Origin of the sequence: Streptomyces sp. NPDC006393, assembly GCF_040628575.1 — a bacterium.
In the GTDB taxonomy this organism is placed as follows: Bacteria; Actinomycetota; Actinomycetes; order Streptomycetales; family Streptomycetaceae; genus Streptomyces.
Window position 1 is genome coordinate 1 of record NZ_JBEXZD010000109.1, and the last position, 21,470, is coordinate 21,470.

18 protein-coding genes are annotated in these 21,470 nt (G+C 71.9%); 15 read left to right on the forward strand and 3 right to left on the reverse strand.

The features are described 5' to 3' along the window. A partial coding sequence (locus ABZ484_RS31490) for a DUF6596 domain-containing protein (RefSeq protein ID WP_358869332.1) occupies positions 1-1,199 on the forward strand: 1,199 nt, incomplete at its 5' end. Between the two features lie 50 nt (positions 1,200-1,249). Here the strand turns inward: ABZ484_RS31490 and ABZ484_RS31495 are convergent. Both ABZ484_RS31495 and ABZ484_RS31500 read right to left on the reverse strand, forming a co-directional pair. Further along, positions 1,250-2,290, reverse strand: coding sequence for a vWA domain-containing protein (locus tag ABZ484_RS31495; protein ID WP_358869333.1), 1,041 nt, complete (start codon positions 2,288-2,290; stop codon positions 1,250-1,252). A 96-nt stretch (positions 2,291-2,386) separates the two neighbouring features. After that, positions 2,387-3,193, reverse strand: coding sequence for a DeoR/GlpR family DNA-binding transcription regulator (locus ABZ484_RS31500; RefSeq protein WP_358869334.1), 807 nt, complete (start codon positions 3,191-3,193; stop codon positions 2,387-2,389). Between the two features lie 302 nt (positions 3,194-3,495). On the opposite strand from ABZ484_RS31500, the gene ABZ484_RS31505 reads away from it, so the two are divergent. The 10 genes from ABZ484_RS31505 to ABZ484_RS31550 all read left to right on the forward strand — a co-directional run bounded on the left by ABZ484_RS31505 (position 3,496) and on the right by ABZ484_RS31550 (position 15,718). Continuing rightward, on the forward strand, positions 3,496-4,569 hold the full coding sequence (locus ABZ484_RS31505; RefSeq protein ID WP_358869335.1) for a sugar ABC transporter substrate-binding protein: 1,074 nt from the start codon (positions 3,496-3,498) through the stop codon (positions 4,567-4,569). Positions 4,570-4,594: 25 nt separating this feature from the next. Further along, positions 4,595-5,416 carry an ATP-binding cassette domain-containing protein gene (locus ABZ484_RS31510; RefSeq protein WP_358869336.1) on the forward strand — a complete coding sequence of 274 codons (822 nt, stop codon included), beginning with the start codon at positions 4,595-4,597 and terminating at the stop codon, positions 5,414-5,416. Continuing rightward, the gene (locus ABZ484_RS31515; RefSeq protein WP_358869337.1) at positions 5,413-6,663 is read left to right on the forward strand and encodes a sugar ABC transporter permease; all 1,251 of its coding nucleotides are present in this window, start codon (positions 5,413-5,415) and stop codon (positions 6,661-6,663) included. The genes ABZ484_RS31510 and ABZ484_RS31515 overlap by 4 nt, the downstream gene beginning before the upstream one ends. Beyond that, on the forward strand, positions 6,660-8,204 hold the full coding sequence (locus ABZ484_RS31520) for an FGGY-family carbohydrate kinase (RefSeq protein ID WP_358869338.1): 1,545 nt from the start codon (positions 6,660-6,662) through the stop codon (positions 8,202-8,204). The genes ABZ484_RS31515 and ABZ484_RS31520 overlap by 4 nt, the downstream gene beginning before the upstream one ends. After that, positions 8,201-9,688, forward strand: a complete 1,488-nt coding sequence (locus ABZ484_RS31525) for an FGGY family carbohydrate kinase (protein WP_358869339.1) — start codon at positions 8,201-8,203, stop codon at positions 9,686-9,688. The genes ABZ484_RS31520 and ABZ484_RS31525 overlap by 4 nt, the downstream gene beginning before the upstream one ends. Further along, positions 9,685-10,320 (forward strand): histidine phosphatase family protein, encoded by a 636-nt coding sequence (locus ABZ484_RS31530; protein WP_358869340.1) that lies wholly within the window; start codon positions 9,685-9,687, stop codon positions 10,318-10,320. Before ABZ484_RS31525 ends, ABZ484_RS31530 begins: the two co-directional genes overlap by 4 nt. Then, positions 10,317-11,339, forward strand: a complete 1,023-nt coding sequence (locus tag ABZ484_RS31535) for a 2-hydroxyacid dehydrogenase (protein WP_358869341.1) — start codon at positions 10,317-10,319, stop codon at positions 11,337-11,339. The genes ABZ484_RS31530 and ABZ484_RS31535 overlap by 4 nt, the downstream gene beginning before the upstream one ends. Before the next feature lie 31 nt (positions 11,340-11,370). Beyond that, the gene (locus ABZ484_RS31540) at positions 11,371-12,537 is read left to right on the forward strand and encodes a hypothetical protein (protein WP_358869342.1); all 1,167 of its coding nucleotides are present in this window, start codon (positions 11,371-11,373) and stop codon (positions 12,535-12,537) included. A gap of 138 nt (positions 12,538-12,675) precedes the next feature. Further along, positions 12,676-13,950 (forward strand): SGNH/GDSL hydrolase family protein, encoded by a 1,275-nt coding sequence (locus tag ABZ484_RS31545; RefSeq protein WP_358869343.1) that lies wholly within the window; start codon positions 12,676-12,678, stop codon positions 13,948-13,950. Positions 13,951-14,251: 301 nt separating this feature from the next. Further along, complete coding sequence (locus ABZ484_RS31550) at positions 14,252-15,718, forward strand: glycoside hydrolase family 6 protein (protein ID WP_358869344.1); 1,467 nt, start codon at positions 14,252-14,254, stop codon at positions 15,716-15,718. A 316-nt stretch (positions 15,719-16,034) separates the two neighbouring features. Here the strand turns inward: ABZ484_RS31550 and ABZ484_RS31555 are convergent, their stop codons facing one another. Then, a complete protein-coding gene (locus ABZ484_RS31555) occupies positions 16,035-18,239 on the reverse strand; it encodes a hypothetical protein (protein ID WP_358869345.1) in 2,205 nt (734 codons plus the stop codon). 399 nt (positions 18,240-18,638) lie between these two features. On the opposite strand from ABZ484_RS31555, the gene ABZ484_RS31560 reads away from it, so the two are divergent. From ABZ484_RS31560 to ABZ484_RS31575, 4 genes are read left to right on the forward strand one after another with little or no spacing between them, the layout of a single operon-like run. Further along, on the forward strand, positions 18,639-19,262 hold the full coding sequence (locus ABZ484_RS31560; protein WP_358869346.1) for a DUF6230 family protein: 624 nt from the start codon (positions 18,639-18,641) through the stop codon (positions 19,260-19,262). A gap of 12 nt (positions 19,263-19,274) precedes the next feature. Further along, the gene (locus ABZ484_RS31565) at positions 19,275-19,805 is read left to right on the forward strand and encodes a DUF6114 domain-containing protein (RefSeq protein WP_358869347.1); all 531 of its coding nucleotides are present in this window, start codon (positions 19,275-19,277) and stop codon (positions 19,803-19,805) included. Continuing rightward, entirely contained in the window at positions 19,795-20,715 is a 921-nt protein-coding gene (locus ABZ484_RS31570) for a hypothetical protein (protein WP_358869348.1), read from the forward strand. Before ABZ484_RS31565 ends, ABZ484_RS31570 begins: the two co-directional genes overlap by 11 nt. A 7-nt stretch (positions 20,716-20,722) precedes the next feature. After that, on the forward strand, positions 20,723-21,400 hold the full coding sequence (locus ABZ484_RS31575) for a hypothetical protein (protein WP_358869349.1): 678 nt from the start codon (positions 20,723-20,725) through the stop codon (positions 21,398-21,400). Positions 21,401-21,470 lie beyond the last annotated feature (70 nt).

Here is a 21,470-nt window from a genome sequence, read left to right on the forward strand (position 1 = left end):
CTTCCACATCTCCGAGAGCCAGCACCCGGGCGTCGCGGTCACCGGCTCGGCCGTCGGTCCGGAGATCGCCGACGGGCGCGTCCTCAATCGGCGACTTCGACGTCGCCGAGGAAGCCGCCCAGGAGGCGTTCGCCGTCGCCGCCGACCGGTGGCCACGCGACGGCATCCCCGGCAACCCGCGCGCCTGGCTGATGACGACGGCTCGCAACCACGCGACGGACCGCATCCGCCGCGACCGGGTCCTCGCCACCAAGTACGGCCTGCTCGCCGACGACGACCGTGCGGAGGTGCCCGTGGAGATGCCCATGAACACCATGACGTTTCCCGACGAACGCCTGGAACTGATCTTCACCTGCTGCCACCCGGCGCTCGCGATCGAGGCGCAGGTGGCGCTCACCCTGCGCACCCTCGGCGGGCTCACCACCGACGAGATCGCCCGAGCCTTCCTGGTACCGCAGCCCACGATGGCGCAGCGGCTGGTGCGGGCCAAACGCAAGATCAAAGCAGCGGGCATTCCGTTCCGCGTGCCACCGCCCCACCTGCTCCGCGAGCGCCTCGACGCCGTTCTCGCCGTCGTCTACCTGATCTACAACGAGGGCTACGGCGGCCGCGACGAACTCGTGGGGGAGGCGATCTGGCTGGGCCGCGCGCTGGCCGAACTGCTGCCCGACGAGCCCGACGTGCACGGGCTGCTGGCGATGATGCTGCTGCACGACTCCCGACGCGAGGCGCGGTTCAGCGACGGCGAACTGGTGCTGCTCGACGATCAGGACCGGTCCCGGTGGAACACCGGGCAGATCGCCGCCGGCCGCGCCCAGCTCGACCGGGCGATCGCCCTGGGCGGCCGCGGCCCCTACGTCCTGCAGGCCGCGATCGCCTCTCTGCACACCGAGACACCGTGCGACTGGGCACAGATCGCGGCACTGTACGGCGAACTCGCCCGTCGCACCGGCTCGCCCGTCGCGGAGCTGAACCGCGCCATCGCCGTCGCCGAGACCGAAGGCCCCGAGGCCGGCCTGCGCATCGTCGACCAGCTCCGTCTCGACGACTACCGCTACCTGCACTCGACCAGGGCCGACCTGCTACGACGCCTCGGGCGCACCGACGAGGCACGTGACGCCTACCGGCGTGCCAGACGGCTCACGGACGACGGCGCCGAACGACGCTTCCTCGAACGCCGGCTGACGGAACTGAACTGACGGACGCCGGCACGACGAGGCCGCCGGGACCCGAGGGAGGTTGCACGGCGTCAGAGCATCAGCAGCAGCCGCGTGTTCGGCACGAGCTTCCGGTTCACGCTGGTGCTCTGCACGAAGATGGTGAAGTCGTCGTTGTGGTCCGGCTTGACGCGGACTTCCACGTCCGGCAGGCCCAGCAGGGCTCGGGCCTCCGGCCCCGAGTACACCCGGTCGGTCTTCTTCTCCAGCACCGCGATCTGCTTCCGCGCCTGGATCTTCTCCGACTTGCTCAGCTGGTAGAACGCACCACCGGTACGGTAGGTGTGCCCGCGCTCGACGACCCAGTCCCGGATCGCCGCCTCACGGTCCACCGGGAGCAGCTGGTACTCCGACGGACTGACCGGGGTGAGGCCGGCCGCCTCGATGGTGTCCTTGTTGACCGCCTCCGCGCCCACGGAGAACACCGCCCGCGATCCCCGGATGCCCTTGGTGCGGCCCACCATGAACTTCTCGGTGGCCAGCTGGATGACCTGCCCTGCCTCCTCCAGACCCTGGGTGCTCGTGGCGTCCCAGATGGCGACGTTGTCCTTCGGGAAGCCGCACTGCATGGCCTCGCGCCTGCCCATCTGGTCCGGCACCAGGACGGCCAGCGTCCAGTTGTCCTCCTGCGTCCTGATCATCTCGGCCACGGCGTCGACCAGTTCACGCGGATCCCGGGCAGGGGCGTCCGGGCAGCGATGGCTGGCGTTCTCCTGCCCGTCGGTGAGTATGAACGTCAGGAAGCTGTGGTCGCCGTACAGTTGAGCGGTCTGCGCCAGCTCCCGCTGCGACTTCAGCGCGGCCGCCAGCAGTGCGGTCATGCCACCGACCCGGTACAGCTGCTTCAGCGACGGCATCCGCAGCACGTCCTTGTCGTAGATGACGCACTCCACCTTGTCGGCGAACACGTACACCGTGACACGGGTTTCCTGGTCCAGCTCCCTCGACCGCCGGGCCAGGTACGCGATCTGCTGGTCGGCGACGTCGACGACCGTGCGGCTCAGGTGCGACATGGACGAACTGGCATCCAGCACAAGAGCGACGTGGTTGATGTAGTTCTGGGTTTTGGACATGACGGCTCCCCCTCGTTCCTTCCGAATCGATGTCTCCATCGTGTCACCCACCACTGACAATCGATCTTGGCTCCCGGACGGCACCAGGACGCCCGGTCACTCCCGGCCGGCCACGATGACGTCCACGCCCTGCGCCTGGAGCGCGTCGAGGTCGGCCGGGGGGATGCCGGGATCGACGATGACGAGGTCGAAGGCCGTCACGGGGGCCAGTTGGTAGAGGCCGCGGCGCCGGAACTTGGTGTGGTCCACCAGCAGGACCTTGCGGTGGCCGGCGGCCATCAGTGCCCGCTTCACCGCCACCGTCTCCTGTGACTGGTGGTAGCAGTGGCCGCGGGTGATGGCCGTCGTCGAGGCGAACAGCAGGTCGGCGTGGAGGCTGGCCGCGGCGTCGACGGTGCGGACGCCGAGGAAGGCGTCGTAGGCGGGGAAGTAGGTGCCGCCGAGTGAGATGAGCTCGATGCCCGGGCTGCCGGCGAGGACCTGGGTCGCGGGCACGAAGTTGGTGATGACCGTCAGCGGCGCGCGCCGCGTGAGCAGCCGGGCGAGGGCGAGCGCCGTGGTGCTGTCGTCGACGATGACCGACTGCCCGGGCTTGACCAGCGGCAGCGCGGTGCGGGCGAGGGCCTCCTTCTCCTCGGCCATGGCCCGCGTGCGGTGACGGACGTCCCCGTGGAACGCCGTCGAGGGCTGCGCCGTCGCCCCGCCGCGCACCTTGCGCAGCCATCCCTTGCTCTGCAAGTGGTCGAGGTCGCGCCGGATGGTCATCGGGGTCACGCCCAGCTCCTTTGCGAGCTGTTCGATCCGGACGAACCCCTCGTCCACGACGCGGCTCTTGATCTGCTCCCGACGCTCGCGCGGCTTTCGCCCGCCCTCACCGTCCGGCGGCCGCACTTCTTCCCCCATGGATGGCTCCTGTTCGTTTTCTGTGAAGCGAACATCTTCGGGTGCGCCGGTTTCGTCCCGCCTGTCGTGATCCCCCCGAGGCGGCACGGGAGCGACCGACCCGTGTCGCTGGAGAGTCGGCACCGGACACGGCCTGCCGATGTGAGAACGCACCGGCTTGACGAACATCGTAGGCGATCAAATGTGAACCCTTGATGTTCAATTCTCAGGATTAGTTGACACTTTCGCGAGCCCACAGGTTACGTGTGCTGCACCTCACAGCAATCCACCGTCCCCGGAACGGCCCCACGAAGGAGTGGAACATGAGGAAACTGCCCGGGTTCGCTCTCGCCGGCATCCTCGCGCTGGGCAGCCTCACCGCGTGCGCCGAGGAGCCGGGCACCGCGGACACCGCGAAGGGCGGTGGTCCGGGCTCGGGCAAGGTCGCGTTCCTGATGCCCGACCTCGCCTCCACTCGCTACGAGCAGTACGACGCACCGCTGTTCAAGAAGCGCATGGCCGAACTGTGCGCGCAGTGCAAGGTCATCTACCAGAACGCCGACAGCGACGCCTCGCTCCAGCAGCAGCAGGCCAACTCCGCCATGGCACAGGGCGCCAAGGTGCTCGTGATCGACCCGGTGGACTCGCAGTCCGCGGCGACGATCGTGCGGACGGCACAGTCCCAGGGCGTCAAGGTGGTCGCCTACGACCGGCCCATCCCCGCCAAGCCGGCCGACTTCTACGTGTCGTTCGACAACGAGGCCATCGGCCGGTCCATCGGCCAGTCCCTGGTCGACCACCTGAAGGAGACCAAGGCCAAGGGCGGGCTGCTCGAGGTCAACGGCTCGCCCACGGACGCGGCGGCCGGACTGATCAAGAAGGGCATCCACCAGGCCGTCGACGACAGCGGCCTGAAGCTGCTCGCCGAGTACGACACGCCCGACTGGTCACCGGAGAAGGCCCAGCAGTGGGTGAGCGGGCAGATAGCCCAGTACCGGGGCCGCATCGCGGGCGTGGTCGCGGCCAACGACGGCACCGGCGGCGGCTCCATCGCCGCGTTCAAGGCCGCGGAGGTCGCCGTTCCGCCGGTCACCGGCAACGACGCCGAACTCGCCGCCGTCCAGCGCATCGTCGCGGGCGACCAGTACAACACCATCTCCAAGCCGATCAAGATCGTCGCCGAGGCGGCAGCCGAGGTCGCGCACGACCTCATGCAGGGCAAGAAGCCCAAGGCCGACACCACGCTCTTCAACACACCGTCACGGCTGTTCCAGCCGACGGTCGTGACACAGAAGAACCTCAAGAAGGTCATCTTCGGCCCCGAGGGCGTGCTCGAGGTCAAGGACGTGTGCACCCGCCCGTACGCCGCCGGCTGCGAGCGGCTGGGCATCAAGTAGCGGACTCCCGGACCGAGGAAGGGCCATGACGACAGCCCCCGCCGCTCCCGGCGCCGCCACCGACTCCGTGTTGTCGCTGCGCGGGATCTGCAAGCAGTTCGGCGCGGTCGCCGCGCTGACCGACATCGACCTCGACGTCGCGGCCGGCGAGGTCGTGGCCATCGTCGGGGACAACGGCGCCGGCAAGTCCACGCTGGTGAAGGTCCTCTCGGGCGTCCACGCACCCGACGCGGGGACCATCCTCTTCCGCGGCGAGGAGGTCCGCCTCGACTCGCCGGCCGCCGCCCGCGAGATGGGCATCGCCACCGTCTACCAGGACCTGGCGCTCTGCGAGAACCTCGACGTCAAGGCCAACCTGTTCCTGGGCCAGGAGCTGCGCCCCTGGATGCTGGACGACGTCGCGATGGAGAAGGACTCCTGGCGGCTGCTGCGCGAGCTCTCCGCGAGGATCCCCACGCTCGACGTGCCGGTGGCCGCCCTGTCCGGCGGTCAGCGGCAGACCGTCGCCGTCGCCCGCTGCCTGCTGGGCGATCCCAAGGTCATCCTCCTCGACGAGCCCACCGCCGCACTCGGCGTCGCGCAGACCGCCGAGGTGCTCGACCTGATCGAGCGGCTGCGCGAGAACGGGCTCGGCGTGGTGATGATCAGTCACAACATGGAGGACGTCCGGGCGGTCGCCGACCGCGTCGCGGTGCTCAGGCTGGGCCGCAACAACGGCGTGTTCGACGCCGCGGACGTCTCCTCGCAGGACGTCGTGGCCGCGATCACCGGCGCGGCCGACAACGTGGTCGCGCGGCGCGCCGCCCGCCGCGCCGCCACCCCGCGGACAGAGAAGGAAGCGCCGTGACCTCCCTCGACACCTCGGTGGCACCGGCCACCGACCTCCAGGACGAACGCCTCACCGCCCCGCAGGGCATCGGCGGGCACCTCCGCGCCGCTGCCCGCCGGGTGCGCGACGGCGACCTGGGCATGCTGCCCGTCGTCGCCGGCATCGTGGTGATCTGGACGATCTTCCAGGCCCTGAACCGGACGTTCCTCTCCAGCACCAACCTGGTGAACCTGTCCTTCGACATGGTGCCGATCGGCGTCATCGCGCTCGGCATCGTCTGCGTGCTGCTGGCCGGCCAGATCGACCTCTCCGTCGGCTCGGTCAGCGGCGTCTCCGCCGCCACCACGGCGGTCGTCATGGTCCGGCACGAGCAGCCCACGGTGCTGGCGATCCTCGCGGCCCTGGCCGCCGGCTGCCTGATCGGCTGGATCTACGGGCAGGCGCTCAACCGCTTCGGCGTGCCCAGCTTCGTCGCCACCCTGGGCGGGCTGCTGGCCTTCCTCGGCGCCCAGCTGTGGCTGCTGCGCGGACAGAACGCCATCAACATCCCCTACGACTCCGCCCTGGTGAAGTTCGCCCAGGTGTGGTTCGTCCCCGCCTGGCTGTCCTACCTGCTGGCCGTCGCCGCCGCCGGCGGGCTCCTGGCCGCCGGGTGGATCCGCAGCCGCAGCCGCCGCCGCGCGGGCCTGTCCTCCTCGTCGCTCCAGTGGCTGCTCGCGCGGTCGCTGCTGCTGCTCGCGGTGCTGCTGTTCGCCGTCTACTACCTCAACCGCACCCGCGGCGTCGCCTGGATGTTCGTCCTCTTCGTCGCCCTGGTGCTGGCGGTGCACTACACGCTGCGCCGCACCAGGTTCGGCCGGTCGATCTACGCCGTCGGCGGCAACGCGGAGGCCGCCCGCCGGGCCGGCATCGACGTGCCGCGCGTCTACACCTCGGCGTTCGTCATGTGCTCCGGCCTGGCCGCGTTCGGCGGCATCCTCTTCGCCGCCCGGCTGGCCGCCGCCAACCAGAGCACCGGCACCGCGGACGTCAACCTCAACGCCATCGCCGCCGCGGTGATCGGCGGGACCAGCCTGTTCGGCGGGCGCGGATCGGCCTTCGCCGCGCTCCTCGGCGTGCTGGTCATCCAGTCGATCTCCAGCGGCCTCACGCTGCTCAACCTCGACTCCTCGTACCGGTTCGTGATCACGGGTGCGGTGCTGATCGTCGCCGTCGCCCTCGACTCCGCCGCCCGCCGCTCGCGGCAGGCACACGGAAGGGGATGAGGCAGGTGACCGCGATCGCCATCGACGCCGGAACCACGCTCGTCAAGGCCGTCGGCTACGCCGACGACGGCACCGAACTGGCCGTCGGCCGCCGCCCGACCCGGGTGCTGCGCCCGCACCCCGGCTGGTCCGAGCAGGACATGACCGAGGTGTGGGCCGCGGTGGCCGACGCCACCCGCGAGGTCACCGCCCAACTGCCCGAACCGCCGGACATGGTCGCCGTCACCGCCCAGGGCGACGGCGCCTGGCTCGTCGACGACCGCGACCGCCCCACCGGGCCGGCCGTGCTGTGGAACGACGGCAGGGCCGCCGACCTGCTCACCGGCTGGGAGCGCGACGGCACTGTCCACGAGGCGTTCCGCATCTGCGGTTCCCGGCTGTCCACCGGCATGCCCCATGCCGTGCTCGCCTGGCTGCGCGCCCACGACCCCGAGCGGATCGAGCGCTCCAGCCAGGTGCTGACCTGCGGCGGCTGGCTCTACCTGCGGCTGACCGGCGAGGCGGCCGTCGACGAGTCCGACGCCTCGGCGCCGTTCCTGGACGTACGCAAGCGCGCCTGGTCCGACCAGCTGTTCGAGCTGTACGGCATGCCCTGGGCCCGGCGGCTGCTGCCCGACCTGCGCGACGACGACCACCGCGTCACCGCCCTGACCGCCGCGGCGGCCGAGGAGACCGGACTGCCGGCCGGCATCCCCGTGGTGCTCGCCCCGTACGACATCTGCGCCACCGCCATCGGCGCGGGCGCGGTGTCCCCGGGACAGGCCTGCTGCATCCTCGGCACCACCCTGTCCACGGAGATCGTCACCGACGAGGTGGTCACCGAGGAACCGGTGGAGCCGGTGGGCATCACCGTCACCCTCGGGGTGCCGGACCGCTACCTGCGCGCCTTCCCCACCATGAGCGGGGGCGATGTGCTGGACTGGGGCACCCGGATGCTCGGCCTCGACTCCGTCGCCGAGCTGATGGCCCTGGCGGCACAGGGCCGGCCCGACGCCGCCGGGGTGCGGTTCCTGCCCTACCTCTCGCCCGCCGGCGAGCGCGCGCCGTTCTTCGACCCGGCCGCCCGCGGCTCGCTGGCCGGCCTGTCCTTGGAGGCGGGCCGCGAGGACGTCGCCCGCGCGCTGGTGGAGGGAGTGACCATGGCCATCCGCGACTGCCTGTCCGCGTCGCCCGCCCGGCCGGACCGGCTGGCGCTCTGCGGCGGCGGCACCCGAAGCGACTTCTGGATGCGGCTCATCGCCGACGTCACCGGGCTGCCCGTGACCATCCCCGCCGACGCGGAGGTCGGCGCCCGCGGCGCCTGGCTCACCGGCCTGGTCGCCACCGGCCGCGAGCCCGGCTTCCGCACCGCCGCCGACCGGCACGTGCGCACCGCCGCCACCTACGAGCCGGACCCGCGGACCGCCGACGGCTACGGCGACCGCTACCGCGGCTTCCTGCGGCTCAGGGAGACCCACCGGCCGGCCTGGCACGACGGCGGCGGAAGCAGCGAGAACGGCGGGAGCGGCGGGAGCGGCCCCATCGGTGGTGCCGGCGCATGACCCGGTACGACGAGGACGCCTGGCTGGGCATCGACCTGGGCACCCAGGGCGTCCGGGCCGTGGTCGCCGCATCCGACGGCCGGCTGCTGGGCGAGGGCTCCGCCCCGCTGAGCAGCCGCCGCCGCGGCGACCGCCACGAACAGGACCCGCACTCCTGGTGGCCGGCGGTCTGCGCCGCGATCGGCCGGGCCCGCGCCGCCGGCGCCGACCTAGGCCGCGTCCGGGGCATGGCCGTCGACGCCACGTCCGGCACCATCGCCCTGATGGACCGCGGCGGCAGATGCACGACCCCGGCCCTGATGTACGACGACGGCCGCGCCGGCCCGGAGGCGGACCAGGTCAACGCCGTCGGCGAACAGCAGTGGAAGAAGGCCGGCTACCGCCGGATGCAGCGCTCCTGGAGCCTGCCCAAGCTGCGCTGGCTGCTCGACCGGAACCCCCGGGCCGCCGCCGACGGCTGGCGGCTGGCCCACCAGAACGACGTCGTCAACCGTGCTCTCGTCGGCCACGACGTGCCCACCGACACCAGCAACGCCCTCAAGACCGGCGCCGACGCCGCCACCGTGACATGGCCCGAGGAGGTGCTCGCGGCCCTGGACATCGACTCCCGGCTGCTGCCCGGACTCGTCCTGCCCGGCACGGTCATCGGCGGCGTCTGCGCCACCGCCGCCGCCGAGTGCGGCCTCACCGAGGGCACCCCCGTCGTCGCCGGGATGACCGACGGCTGCGCCGCCCAACTCGGCTCCGGCGCGACCGCCGTCGGCAGCTGGAACTCCGTCATGGGCACCACCCTGGTGCTCAAAGGCGTCAGCGAGGACCTCGTACGCGACCCCCACGGCGTCCTCTACTCCCACCGCTCCCCGTCGGGCCACTGGCTCCCCGGCGGCGCCTCCAGCGTCGGAGCCGGGCTGATCGCCCGGGAGTTCGCGCACGCCGACCTCGACCGGCTCACCGCCCAGGCCGCGCCGCTGCTCCCCACCGACCTGCTGCGCTACCCGCTGGTCTCACCGGGGGAGCGGTTCCCCTTCGCCGCCCCGGACGCCCGCGCCTTCTCCAGCCGGGAGCCCGCCTCACCGGCCGAGGCGTTCGCCGCGCTGCTCCAGGGAGCCGCGTACGCCGAACGCCTCTGCTTCGACTACGTGGACCACCTCGGCGCCCCGACGGACGGCGCCGTCGTCCTCACCGGCGGCGCGACCCGGAACCCCGTGTGGAACCAGCTCCGCGCCGATGTGCTCCAGCGCCCGGTCACCCTGCCACGCCACGCCCAGCCGGCGCTCGGCATGGCCGTCCTGGCCGCGTCCACCCGCGACACCCTCGACGGCGCCGCCGCCGCGATGGTGCGCCCCGACCACATCCTCGAACCACGGAGTTCTGTGAAAACCATCCACGAGGACCGCTACCTGGAACTGGTCGACCTGCTCGCGGAGCGCGGCTGGCTCCCCGGCCCGGTCGCCGCCCACGCGCGAGAGAGGACCGCGCGATGAGCCTGCACGTCATCTTCGTACGGCACGGGGAGAGCGTCTGGCACGCCGAGAACCGGTATGCCGGAGGCAGCGACATCGCCCTCACCGAGCACGGCCACGCCCAGGCCCGCGCGCTCGCCCACTGGGCCGGGCAGGCGGACCTGACCGGCGTCTGGGCCTCCCCGCAGGCGCGGTCCCTGGACACCGCGCGCGACAGCGCGGCGCGCACCGGGCTGCCGCTGGAGGTGGACCCGCGGCTGCGAGAACTTGACTTCGGCATCGCCGAGGGCCTCACCCGCGACGAGATGAGCCGGCGCTTCCCCGAACACCTCGCCGCCTTCCACGACGACCCGGTGCGCCACCACTTCCCCAAAGGCGAGAACCCCCTGGAGGCGACCGACCGCTACCTGGCGTTCCTCGCCGACCTGAAGGCCACCCACCCCGACGGCGGCCGGGTCCTCGTCGTCGCCCACTCCACGGCGATCCGGCTCACCCTCTGCCGCATGCTGGGGCTGCCGCTGCGCTCCTACCGCCAGGTCTTCCCGTTCCTGGCCAACTGCGCGCTGAACGAGCTGATCCTCCGCGACGGCGTGCCCTCCCTGCTGGCGCTGAACCGCCCCGTGACCTCCGTGACCCCGGGAGCACCCACGTGACCACCATCCTGACCGCCGGCGACCACTTCGTCTCCAACTCCCTCTTCCGCGACCGGCTCCGCCCCGTCGCCCCCGACGCCATCATCCGCGAACTCACCCTGCCCTGGCCGGTCGAGCCCTTCGGCGACGTCGCCGAGGTGCACGAGGCCTCCGGCACCGAGGACCAGCTCATCGAGGCACTGGACAAAGTGGAGATCTGTGTCACGCAGATGGCGCCGCTCACCGAGCGGATCCTGAAGGCCAGCCCCGACCTGAGGCTGTTCTGCGTCAGCAGGGGCGGCCCGGTCAACGCCAACCTGGACGCGGCGACCAGGCACGGCGTCGCCGTCACCTTCGCGCCCGGCCGCAACGCCGACGCCACCGCCGAGCACACCGTCGCCCTCATGCTGGCCGCGGCCCGCCGCGTCCCCGCCACCCACACGGACCTCACCGCCGGCACCTGGCGGGGCGACTACTACATGTACGACAAGGTCGGCCCGGAGCTGGCCGGCAGCACCGTGGGCATCGTGGGCCACGGCGCCGTCGGCTCCAGGGTCGCCCGCATCGTCAGCGGCTTCGGCGCCCACGTACTGGTGTCCGACCCCTTCGCCACCGCGGCCGAGGTCGCCCCGTACGAGCTCACCGAGCTCGACGACCTCATGCGGCGCGCCACGTTCGTCACCGTCCACGCCCGCGCCACCGCGGACACCGCCGGACTGCTCTCCCGGCGGCGGATCGAGCTCATGCCCCCGGGCGGTGTGCTGGTCAACTGCGCCCGCGGTTCCCTGGTCGACTACGACGCCGTCTGCGACGCCCTCGACGCCGGCCGGCTCTTCGGCGCCGCCTTCGACGTCTACCCCGTCGAGCCGATCCCCGCGGACTCGCGCCTGCTGACCACCCCCCACCTCGTCATGACACCGCACCTCGCCGGTGCCAGCAGGCAGACCGCCCTGAACGCCGCCGCGATCGTCGCCGCGGAGGTGGACCGCTACCTGACGGGCCGACCCTTGCACCACTGCGCCAACCCGCAAGCCCTGTGATCCATCGACGCACCCGACGAAGGGAACACGCATGCGCAAACGCAGAGTAGTCATCGTCGCCGCGATGGCCGCATCGGCCCTCCTGCTGTCACCGGGCGTCGCCGCCACCGCGGCTCCGGAGCCGGCTGCCGCCACGCTGCCGGCACACATCTACGGCGGGGCATGGCCGACCAGCCATCTCCAGGGCGTCACCGTGGACACCAAGAAGGGCTATGCCTACTGGTCGTTCACCCAGACGCTGGTGAAGACCGATCTGCGGGGCCATGTCATCGGCACGGTCGAGGGACTGACCGGCCACCTGGGCGACATCGACCTCAACCACCAGGACGGGCGCGTCTACGGGTCGCTGGAGTACAAGGCGGAGAAGGCGTTCTACATCGCCGTCTTCGACGTGGACCGGATCGATAGGGTCGGGATGGACGCGGAGAGCGACGGCATCATGACCGCCGTCCATCTCGACGAGGTGGTCAAGGACTTCACCGCCGACATGGACGGGAACGGCGTCTTCGACGGCGACACCGCCGACACGGCCGACCACCGCTACGGATGCAGCGGCGTCGACGGCGTCTCCTTCGGACCGGGCTTCGGCGAGCGGGGCGGCCCGCAGAAACTCATGGTCGCCTACGGGATCTACTCCAACACCTCCCGCACCGACAACGACCACCAGGTCGTCCTCGAGTACGACATCAGCGACTGGCGGGAGTACGAGCGGCCGCTGACCCAGGACGCGCCGCACCGCAGCGGCCCCAGGCGCCCCGACGGGAAGTACTTCGCGTACACCGGCAACACCACCTACGGCGTGCAGAACCTGCAGTACGACCCGTACACCGAGAACTGGGTCATGGCCGTCTACCGGGGCAAGAAGGCGGGCTTCCCGAACTACTCGTTCTTCACCGTCGACGCCACCGCCGAGCCCGAGCGCGGCGAGATCGCCGGGCAGCCGGAGCCCGAGACCGGCAAGCTGCTGACCCTCCGTCCGAACGGGCTGTACGACCCGGCCACCGGGATCTGGGGCTGGGAGTTCCACGGCGAGTACGGCTTCGAGGCACTCGGCCGCGGCTACTACTACGTGGCCGAAACCCGGCCCGTGGACGACGACGGCGTACCGAAGTACGAGGGCGAGGTCCATCTCTACCGCTGGACCGGAAAGTCCCCCACCCCCTTCGAACGGGTGGCCGTCACCCCTCGTGGGCACTGACGGCCCGCACTGACGGCCCGCACTGACGGCCCGCACTGACGGCCCGCACCGACCGGGGCTGACTCCCGGCGCTTTCCCATCCCCCACCGCACGTGCGCGACCGCAAGGACCGACACCGGCATCGGACCAGGAGGCTCCATGGCCAGACCCAGCGCACGCACCGCCATCGTCGCCCTCTCCGCCGTCCTCGCCGCGGGCGCCTCGCTCGCCGTGGCCGTCCCGTCCTCGGCCTCCTCCGGGGCCGCCACCGGCCCGTGGGCGACGGCCTGGGCCGGCAGCCCGGTGCAGGGCATCACCTCGCAATCCACGTGCCCCAGCGCCGAGGGCCTGACGGACCGGACGGTCCGCAACGTCGTCACCACCGGGGCGGCCGGGAACCGCGTCCGCGTCCGGCTGAGCAACTCCTTCGGGACGAGCGATCTGCACGTCGGCCACGCCACCGTCGCCCGTCAGGGCGCCGGTGCCGCCCTCCAGCCCGGCACGCTGCGCGAACTGACCTTCTCCGGCAAGAAGTCCGTCGATGTGCCGGCCGGGGCGGAGCTGTTCAGCGACCCGGTGAACCTGAGCGTCCAGGAGCTCGGGCACCTGTCGGTGAGCGTGTACGTGCCGGGTTCCACCGGCCCGGTCACCAACCACCGCCTCGGCATGCAGAACAGCTTCGTGTCCGGCGCCGGGGACCACGCCGACAGCGGCGACGGCTCCGGCTACCCGACGTCCATCACCTGCATGATGCTGGTGGACGGCGTCGACGTGGTGCGCAACCGGGGCGCCGACGGCACCGTGGTCACCCTCGGCGACTCCATCACCGACGGGGCCGCCTCCACCCTGAACGCCGACCAGCGCTGGCCGGACCACCTGGTCCGCCGGCTGTCGGCGCTGCCCGGCTCCGTCCCTGCCGTCGCCAACGCCGCCATCAGCGGCAACGAGGTGCTGGTCGACCGCGTCCCGGTGTACTTCGGGATCAGCGCCCTCAACCGCCTGGACCGTGACGTGCTCGGCCAGAGCGGCGTCAAGTCCGTGATCCTGCTGGAGGGGATCAACGACATCGGCGCGGCCGGCGCGAGCGCCTCGTCCCTGATCTCCGGCTACCAGGAGATCATCGACCGGGCGCACGCCCGCGGGCTGGTGATCTACGGCGGCACCCTGACGCCGTTCATGGGCTCCAACGGCCGCTTCGGCGGTGACTACGGCAGTGCCTACGGCGAGCGGCAGCGCCAGGTCGTCAATCAGTGGATCCGCACCAGCGGCGCGTTCGACGGCGTCATCGACTTCGACAAGGCGGTGCGCGACCCCGCCGACCCGTCGTCCATGCTCCCGGCCTACGACTCGGGCGACCACCTGCACCCCGGCGACCTGGGCTACAAGGTGATGGCCGACGCGATCGACCTCGACATGATCCTGCGGAATCGTTGAGTCCGTAGCGGACTTGATCCGGAAGCCGGCGTCCCCCTCATCCGGGGGTCGCCGGCTTCGGCGTGAGGATGGCCGGCCGCGGCCCCGGCTGCCAGGTGTGTGCCACGGAGGGGGCCTCGTCGCTCGCTGTTGCGCGGGAGCGCTCCCATGATGGCGGAAAATGTACCCCGCCCAAGGGATTACGTGCCCACGTCAAGCTGGCTAGGCTCGGCGCGGCTGCGGCGGGAGCGCTCCCATGGATGCCCGCCGCATCCCACCCTCACTCCCCGAGGGCCCTCACCCAAGAGCACGGAGGACGACTGTGACACCCCTCATCCGCCCCCCGCACCCCGCCGGGGCGGCCGCCCCCGCGCGCGGGTCGCGGCTGCGCAGGGCCACGGCGATCGGCCTGGCCGCGGGCCTGGCCGCCGCCGGTATCGCGCTGAGCACCAAGGTCACCGCGGGCGCCGCGGTGCAGGGCAGCATCCCCGTCGGCACCCAGTTCTACAAGGACCCCGACTCCCAGGTCGCCCGCTGGGTCGCCGCCAACCCCGGCGACTCCCGCCAGCCGGTCATCTCCCGGCGGATCGCCTCCCAGCCGCAGGCGATCTGGTTCTCCAGCTACCGCCCCTCCACCGTCACCAGCGACGTCAAGGCCGTGACCTCGGCCGCTGCCGCCGCCGGGCAGGTGCCGGTGCTGGCCGTCTACGAGATCCCCAACCGCGACTGCGGCGGTGCCTCCGCCGGCGGCGCGCCGGACCTGGCCTCGTACGACACCTGGGTACGCAACTTCGCCGCCGGACTGGGCAGCGGCCGGTCGGTCATCATCCTGGAGCCCGACTCCATCGCCCTGACCACCTGTCTCTCCGCGCAGCAGCAGGCCGACCGGTTCGCCTCGCTCTCCCGGGCGGCGGCCACCATCCACGCCGCCTCGCCCAACGCCAAGGTCTACCTGGACGGCGGCCACTCGGCCTGGAACAGCGCCTCGGAGCAGGCCGGCCGGCTGCGCAGTGCCGGCATCCTGACCAACGCCGACGGCCTCTTCACCAACGTCTCCAACTTCAACACCACGGCGAACGAGGTCAACTTCGCCAAGAACGTGCTGGCCGCGCTGGGCAACCCGGCCAATCTGCACGCCGTGGTGGACACCAGCCGCAACGGCAACGGCCCGGCCCCCGGCGGGGCATGGTGCGACCCGTCCGGCCGGGCGATCGGCAACTACCCCACGGCCGACACCGGGGACCCGGCGATCGACGCGTTCCTCTGGGTGAAGCCGCCGGGTGAGGCGGACGGCTGCGCCGGTGCCGCGGGCACCTTCCTGCCGGACGTGGCCTACGCGCTCGCCTCCGCCGGCTCGTCGGACCCGACCCCGCCCGCGACCACTCCGCCCACGACGCCCCCGCCGACCACCACCCCGCCCACGACGCCCCCGCCGACGACCCCTCCGCCCACGACGACGCCACCGGCCGGCGCGGCCTGCTCCGTCAGCTACAAGGTCGCCAACGCCTGGTCCGGCGGCTTCACGGCGGACGTGACCGTGCGCAACACCGGCAGCAGCGCCGTCAACGGCTGGTCGCTCAAGTGGACCTTCCCCGCCGACCAGAAGATCACCAGCGCCTGGAACGCCAAGACCACCCAGTCCGGCGCGACCGTGACCGCCACCGACCTGGGCTACAACGGAACCATCCCGGCCGGCGGCTCCACCGGCTTCGGATTCCAGGGGACGGGCTCCGGCACCACCTCGCCCACCGCGTTCACCCTCAACGGCGCCACGTGCTCCGTGTCCTGACGCCCCACCACCCGCGCCACCGCGGCGGCCTCCCGGATGCTCCCGGTCGGCCGCCGCGATCGACCCTCCCGAGCCGCTGGAGCCGCCACTGCCGGAACCCGAACCACCCGACGAGCTCGAGCCACCGCTCCCGGACGACCCGCCGGACGCACTGCCGCTGCTTCCCGGACCGGAGCCGACTGCCCTCGCGGTGACGTCACGCTATGTTCGGCACCCTCGACACGCCCTGGTGGGACGCATGTCCCATCCGTACAGCTTCACGCACGCCGCGTGCGGGCCGGGCGGAGACGAGTCGGGGCCGGTCGGTGCTCGGCCGTCACCGCATGAGAGAGGTGAACAGGTCCGGGATCAGCATCGCGTTGGGGTGGCTCAGCGGCACGGTCAGCAGGGGCTTCTCCACGCCCGTGCGATGGATCCAGATCATGCCGTTGTGCAACTGCGCACCGCTGACGGACTCCCAGGGCACGGAGAGCCGCGGCTTCGCGCACGAGATGCCGGTCCGGTCCACCTTCACGCTGCCGCCGACGGTGACGGTCTCACCCCCGCGGACCCGGGTGAGCAGTTCGGCGAGCAACCGGGGCTCCAGGTACTGCCTGGCCAGATTCACCAGGAACGCCCACTCCTCCGGCTGGTCGGCTCGGCGGCCCGCTTCGAAGAAGCGCACGGAGACCTTCTGCCCGCCGTAGTACGGGTACCGGCCCACCTGGAAGTCCCAGGTGTTGGTGTAGGTCGTCGGGTACAGGAAGCGCTTCTGGGCGGTGTGGGTCGCCCAGTAGCTGATCCATTCGACCTGGTCGAGGTCGATCGATGCCCTGCCGTAGGTGATCACGTGCGGGTCGGCGTGCAGCCTGGTCCAGCCGAGCTTGGTGTCCAGGACCGGAACCTGGCCCGGCCGCGCGGGTCCCGCGGGGGGCGCCGGGTTCGGCGGCGACGCGGGTGCCGGGTCCGCGGACCGGTCCTGCCGGGGTCCGGGCGGCCGCGTCGTCGTACCGGCGGCCTGCGGGGCCGTGCCGGTCGCGGGGCCGGGCCCGTCGGCTGCGGCGATGTACTTCACGAGCCATTCCGGAGTGTGGGCGCGTGGGTAGGCGGCCAGGTCGTCGCGGTACTGCTCGGGGGCCAGCAGGTGATCGTCGGGCAAGGGCCGGTCGCCGTAGTCGAAGTCCGTGGTGACCCGGGCGTTCGCGCCCGTGCCGTGGCTGACGGTGAGCAGCAGGCGCCACCACGGCCCGGCCGGCATCCGCGCGGCGAGGTGCCGCTGCCGGCGCACCAGCACGGCGATCTGCTCGGGTACCCGGACCTCGGTGCTGCGGTTCCCGGACCGGAACAGCAGTTGGGCCACCTCACCGGAGACCGTGAAGGAGAAGACCGCGGTGAAGCGGTCCCATCCCGCGGGTCCGAGCAGGGCCAGTTGCTGAGCGATCGGGCCGAGCAGGGCCGACGCCCTGGCCGCCACCACCTCCGCGGCGGGGGCGTCCACGGTGAACGAGGCGATGCCGGCGGCGCCTTCCGGCCCGGAGTCGAGCCGCATGACCTCGTCACGGAGGTGGTCCATGAACCGTTCCTCGGCGGGCCTTCGGCGAACGTACGCTTCCTCCGCGGTGAACATCTCCTCCGCCTGCCGCGGGGGGATCGCGCTCGACGTCTCCTTGACCCGCCCGGCGTCGCTCACCAGGAACACCGACCGGCCCACCGGCATGTCCAGGAAGGCCATGGGATCGCTGTCGTCGATGTCCACCGGCGCGTAGACGCTCCAGCCACCTTCGAAGCGGTCCGCGGCCAGGCCTTGCGTGGGGTAGTCCAGACGGCGGGCCCGGATGCGCTCCACGACCAGCGAGACCGCCTGTGCCGCGGCCATCCGCCCGCCCTCCGGCGTCTCGGCGTGGTCGAGGGGGTGGCGGCCCGTGGGGCCGCCGGTATCGACGCCGGCCGACGACGACCGGCCCCGGTAGTGGTGCGTGAGGTCGAACCAGAGGCACACCTCCTCGGCGGTCCGGACATCGACATCGGCGGCGGCCACCGACCAGCCGCCGTCCGCGTCCCGCGCGTGGAGCGTGACCACATCGCTGCCGTCCCGGCCCGCTATGACGTAGTTCGCCTCGTGGAGTTCGCCGAGATCGGCGGCCTCGGCGAGCGTGGGTGCCGTGGAGGTGACGCGTTCCCCGAACGGCTCGCCGTCCACGTCGACGGCGGTCAGCACGTAGTCGTCGCCAGGGTTGGGGGCGTACTCGAAGCCGACGGGGGCGCTGCCGTCCGAGGCCGGCCGCGGCCCGCACAGGGCGTCGTGCTGTCGGCGCAGTTCCACGACGACAGGGGCGGGGGCATCGGCGACGACGACCGACCAGGTGCCGGTGGCGTCCCTGCCGTAGAGGGTGATGTCGTGGCCGTGGCGGACGGACACGTAGTTCGTCCCGTGACGGTCGCCGAACCCGGCGGCTTCGCCGAGCGTGGGCGCTGCGGAGAGGTCACGTTCGCCGAGCCGTTCGCCGCCTGCGTCGGTGGCAGCCATCACGTAGCCGGCCATCGGTCCTCTCCTGTCGCTGCCGAGGGGCGAGGCACAGGGTTGCCCGCCGTCCCCGTGGATGACGATGTCGGCGTGATGGTCGCCGCGACAGCCACCGCACCGCGTCAAAACCCTGCCACACGGGGCGAGTTGGCCGGTATGGACGTGATCGGCAAGGCTGGTGAAGACAAGGTGGAGAATCCGGGAGGGCGGACGGGGGAAGGCGTGAACGGGGTGTCCGGTCACTCGCCCGGCTCCACGAACGCGGCCCAGAGCGCCCGGTGGGAGTCGCATCACCCGTACGCCGGGCCTGACGTGCAGCGGATCGACGTGCCCGCGAGCCTAGGATCCGTCACTGGACGACCGATGTCTGCCGTGCCCGGAACCAGCGGGGCGCGGGTCATGAGCGAAGGAGACAGGATGTCGCACCGTGCCGGCAGAACCCGGTGGCGACGCTTCGCGCTCATCCTGACCCCCAGTATCGCGGCCTGCGCCGCTCTCGGCATCGCCATGGCCCAGGGAGCACTCGCCGCGTCGTTCCTCATCTCCGGCCAGAGGTTCCAGGTCAGTGTGGACACGCTGACCGTCCGCGGGTTCAGCATCTACGTCATGGTGGACGTGACCAAGAAGGGCGAGCGGGTTCCGGTCCTGGTCACCGGTGCCCGGCACGCCACGATCAGCGGGTTGTGCCAGGCCGTACCGCTCGACCTGCCACTGCTGGGCTCGCACACCTTGAAGATCACCGGCGGAGAGGAACGCCCCGCCACGGCGTCGAACATGTTCCTCGACGCGACGACCGAGTCGGTCGGGCAGGCGGACTTCCGGGACATCGACATCGGCATCGCGCAGGGCGCGATCACCAAGGGACCCGTCGACCCGGGCGACAGGAATTCACGGTTCTTCGACCCCAGTGGCTTCGGGCAGCAGGCCGTGTCGGCCACGTTGAACCATGTGAACGTGACCGCCGTCGCCATCTCCGCGGGCACGTTCAACATCCCCGGCCTGCGCCTGAAGATCGAGAAGGGCCACCACGAATGCTCCTGACCTGGACGGCACGTGATCACCCACCTCTCCGGCAGACGACTGCGACTGCTCTCCCGCAGACCACCCCGACCGCGCTCCGGACCCCGCCCCCGACCGCGCGTCCTCGCGGCGCGGACCTGGCGCAGATTCGGCACCTGGCGCGGTGAACGCCCCTTCTGGGCAGGGCTCTTCACCTCGACGGCCGGCCTGCCCATCCTGTACTGGCCGTACGCCGACCTGGATCTCGGCGGAATTCCGCTGGCCCTGTCGACCACATCCGGTGCCGGGTCCCTGATCATCGGAGTTCTGCTCGTCACCCTGGGACTCACCCTCTGGTACCGCCCTCACCTTCGCGTGTTCGCGGGGATCGCCACCTTGCTGCTCACCCTCGTCTCCTTCCCCGTCGCCAACCTCGGCGGCCTGTTCCTCGGGCTGATCAGCGGTCTGATCGGCGGCAGCATGGCCTGCTCCTGGATCCCGCCCGACGTCGCCGCACCGCTCACCGCCGCCGCGCGCCAGGAGTCCACGACCGTGCCGTCAGGAGACAGCCGACGTGACACCTGAGCACACCCACCGGAACACGCACCCCTACGGCTCCGAGGCCCACCGCTCGGGCCGCACCCGGCTGTTCGGTCACGTGCCCGGCCGGGCACCACGGCCCGTCGCCCGCGCGCTCGCCCTGGTCACCGTGCCGTTGGCCCTGAGCCTTCCCACTCCCTGGCCCTGGCCGACGGACCCGCTCTCCGCCCCCGGCGGCACAGGCACCCCCACGGCGCCGGTGAGCGCGCTGCCGGCACCCTCGCTCACCGCCCCGCCGGCACCGGACATCACACGGCCTCCCAGGAGCACCGCCCCACAACCGGCCGGTTCCCCGGCGGCGACCCCCGACGCCGGCGTGACGCCCCCCGCGGCCGGGGCACAGGTGTCTGCGAGCACCCCGCCCTCGGTGAGGAGCACCGCGCCGTCGGCCTCCGGTGCGGCACCGCTCGACCAGCCGCCGGCTCGTCCCGCGGACGCCCCCTGGGTGGTGCGCGCCGACCGACTCGTACTGCTCGGTGCCGCGTTCCACGGCGTGGTCACCGTGCGCACCGGAGCGGGCGCGGTCCAGGCGCTGAAGCTCACCGCACGATCGGTGGAAGCGGTCAGCCTCGGCATGACCGCGGGCCGGGGCCGCGCGGTCCTGCGGCTGCGGACGAGAGCAGGGACCACGTCCACGCTCAAGGGGCAGGGCGGCAACAAGGCGGTGACGCTCTACCTCCGCGCGCTGTCCGGCACGCTCACAGACCTGGGCGGCGCCCCGCTGCCGCCCGAGCGTGCCGTCACCGTCACACCCGGCTCCGTGCCTGACTGGCTGACAGACCTGGCCACCCGCGCACGCACGATCACCCTCGTGCACGTGACGGTTTCTCCCCTCACGCAGTCCGGCGCCGGCCTGTCCGTCACAGGGCCGCTGTTCCGGGCCGGGGCCGGGTGACCGGCGGGTGCGTCAGCGAGGAGCCGGAGCCGTCGGGACGGTGGGCCGGTCCCTGCGCACGCCCCGGGCAGCCGGTGCGGCGGGAGTCGTGTTCGCCGTGCTGCTGGCGGCCACCATCGTGCTGGTGCACAGCGCGATCCCGGGCGGCCCGGCACACGGAACGGCCTGGCTCGGCAGTTCCTCGAGCCGCACCGCGGCTCGCGCGGAGCTGGCGGTGCTGCCGTTCGCCGGAATCATCTTCCTGTGGTTCATGGGAGCGGTGCGCAGCCACATCGGAGAGGCCGAGGACAAGTTCTTCGCCACGGTCTTCCTCGGCAGTGGTCTGCTGTTCGTCGCGATGCTCTTCGCGGTGGCCGCCGCAACGGGCAGCCTCCTCGCCGTCTTCGAGGGACACCCGCGGCCATCCGATCAGCACCTGTGGGACTTCGGGCGCGGATACGCCCTGGAACTGCTGAGCGGCTACTGCATGCGCATGGCCGCCGTCTTCACGGCCTGTACGTCGACGATCGGTCTCCGGCTGGGCCGCCTTCCGATGTGGCTCATCCGGTTCGGCTACCTGATCGCGCTCCTTCTGCTCCTCGTCGCCCCCAGCTCCGGCTGGTTCCAGCTGACCTTCCCCTTGTGGACGCTGCTCGTCAGTGTCCACATGATCGCGGAGAGCGGTCGCCGGGAGAGCACGCCGTGAACGCCGGGCACGGGGCAGGACGCCGGGACCGCGGACCGCACCTCGGCCTCCACCTGGGCCAAGGTGTATG

What these genes read in the sequence shown, in the direction of transcription:
- ABZ484_RS31555 (WP_358869345.1), bottom strand. Translation starts at nt 18,239, where the DNA reads ATGGCCGGCTACGTGATGGCTGCCACCGACGCAGGCGGCGAACGGCTC.
- ABZ484_RS31560 (WP_358869346.1), top strand. Translation starts at nt 18,639, where the DNA reads ATGTCGCACCGTGCCGGCAGAACCCGGTGGCGACGCTTCGCGCTCATC.
- ABZ484_RS31530 (WP_358869340.1), top strand. Translation starts at nt 9,685, where the DNA reads ATGAGCCTGCACGTCATCTTCGTACGGCACGGGGAGAGCGTCTGGCAC.
- ABZ484_RS31500 (WP_358869334.1), bottom strand. Translation starts at nt 3,193, where the DNA reads ATGGGGGAAGAAGTGCGGCCGCCGGACGGTGAGGGCGGGCGAAAGCCG.
- ABZ484_RS31495 (WP_358869333.1), bottom strand. Translation starts at nt 2,290, where the DNA reads ATGTCCAAAACCCAGAACTACATCAACCACGTCGCTCTTGTGCTGGAT.
- ABZ484_RS31520 (WP_358869338.1), top strand. Translation starts at nt 6,660, where the DNA reads ATGAGGCAGGTGACCGCGATCGCCATCGACGCCGGAACCACGCTCGTC.
- ABZ484_RS31505 (WP_358869335.1), top strand. Translation starts at nt 3,496, where the DNA reads ATGAGGAAACTGCCCGGGTTCGCTCTCGCCGGCATCCTCGCGCTGGGC.
- ABZ484_RS31525 (WP_358869339.1), top strand. Translation starts at nt 8,201, where the DNA reads ATGACCCGGTACGACGAGGACGCCTGGCTGGGCATCGACCTGGGCACC.
- ABZ484_RS31510 (WP_358869336.1), top strand. Translation starts at nt 4,595, where the DNA reads ATGACGACAGCCCCCGCCGCTCCCGGCGCCGCCACCGACTCCGTGTTG.
- ABZ484_RS31540 (WP_358869342.1), top strand. Translation starts at nt 11,371, where the DNA reads ATGCGCAAACGCAGAGTAGTCATCGTCGCCGCGATGGCCGCATCGGCC.
- ABZ484_RS31545 (WP_358869343.1), top strand. Translation starts at nt 12,676, where the DNA reads ATGGCCAGACCCAGCGCACGCACCGCCATCGTCGCCCTCTCCGCCGTC.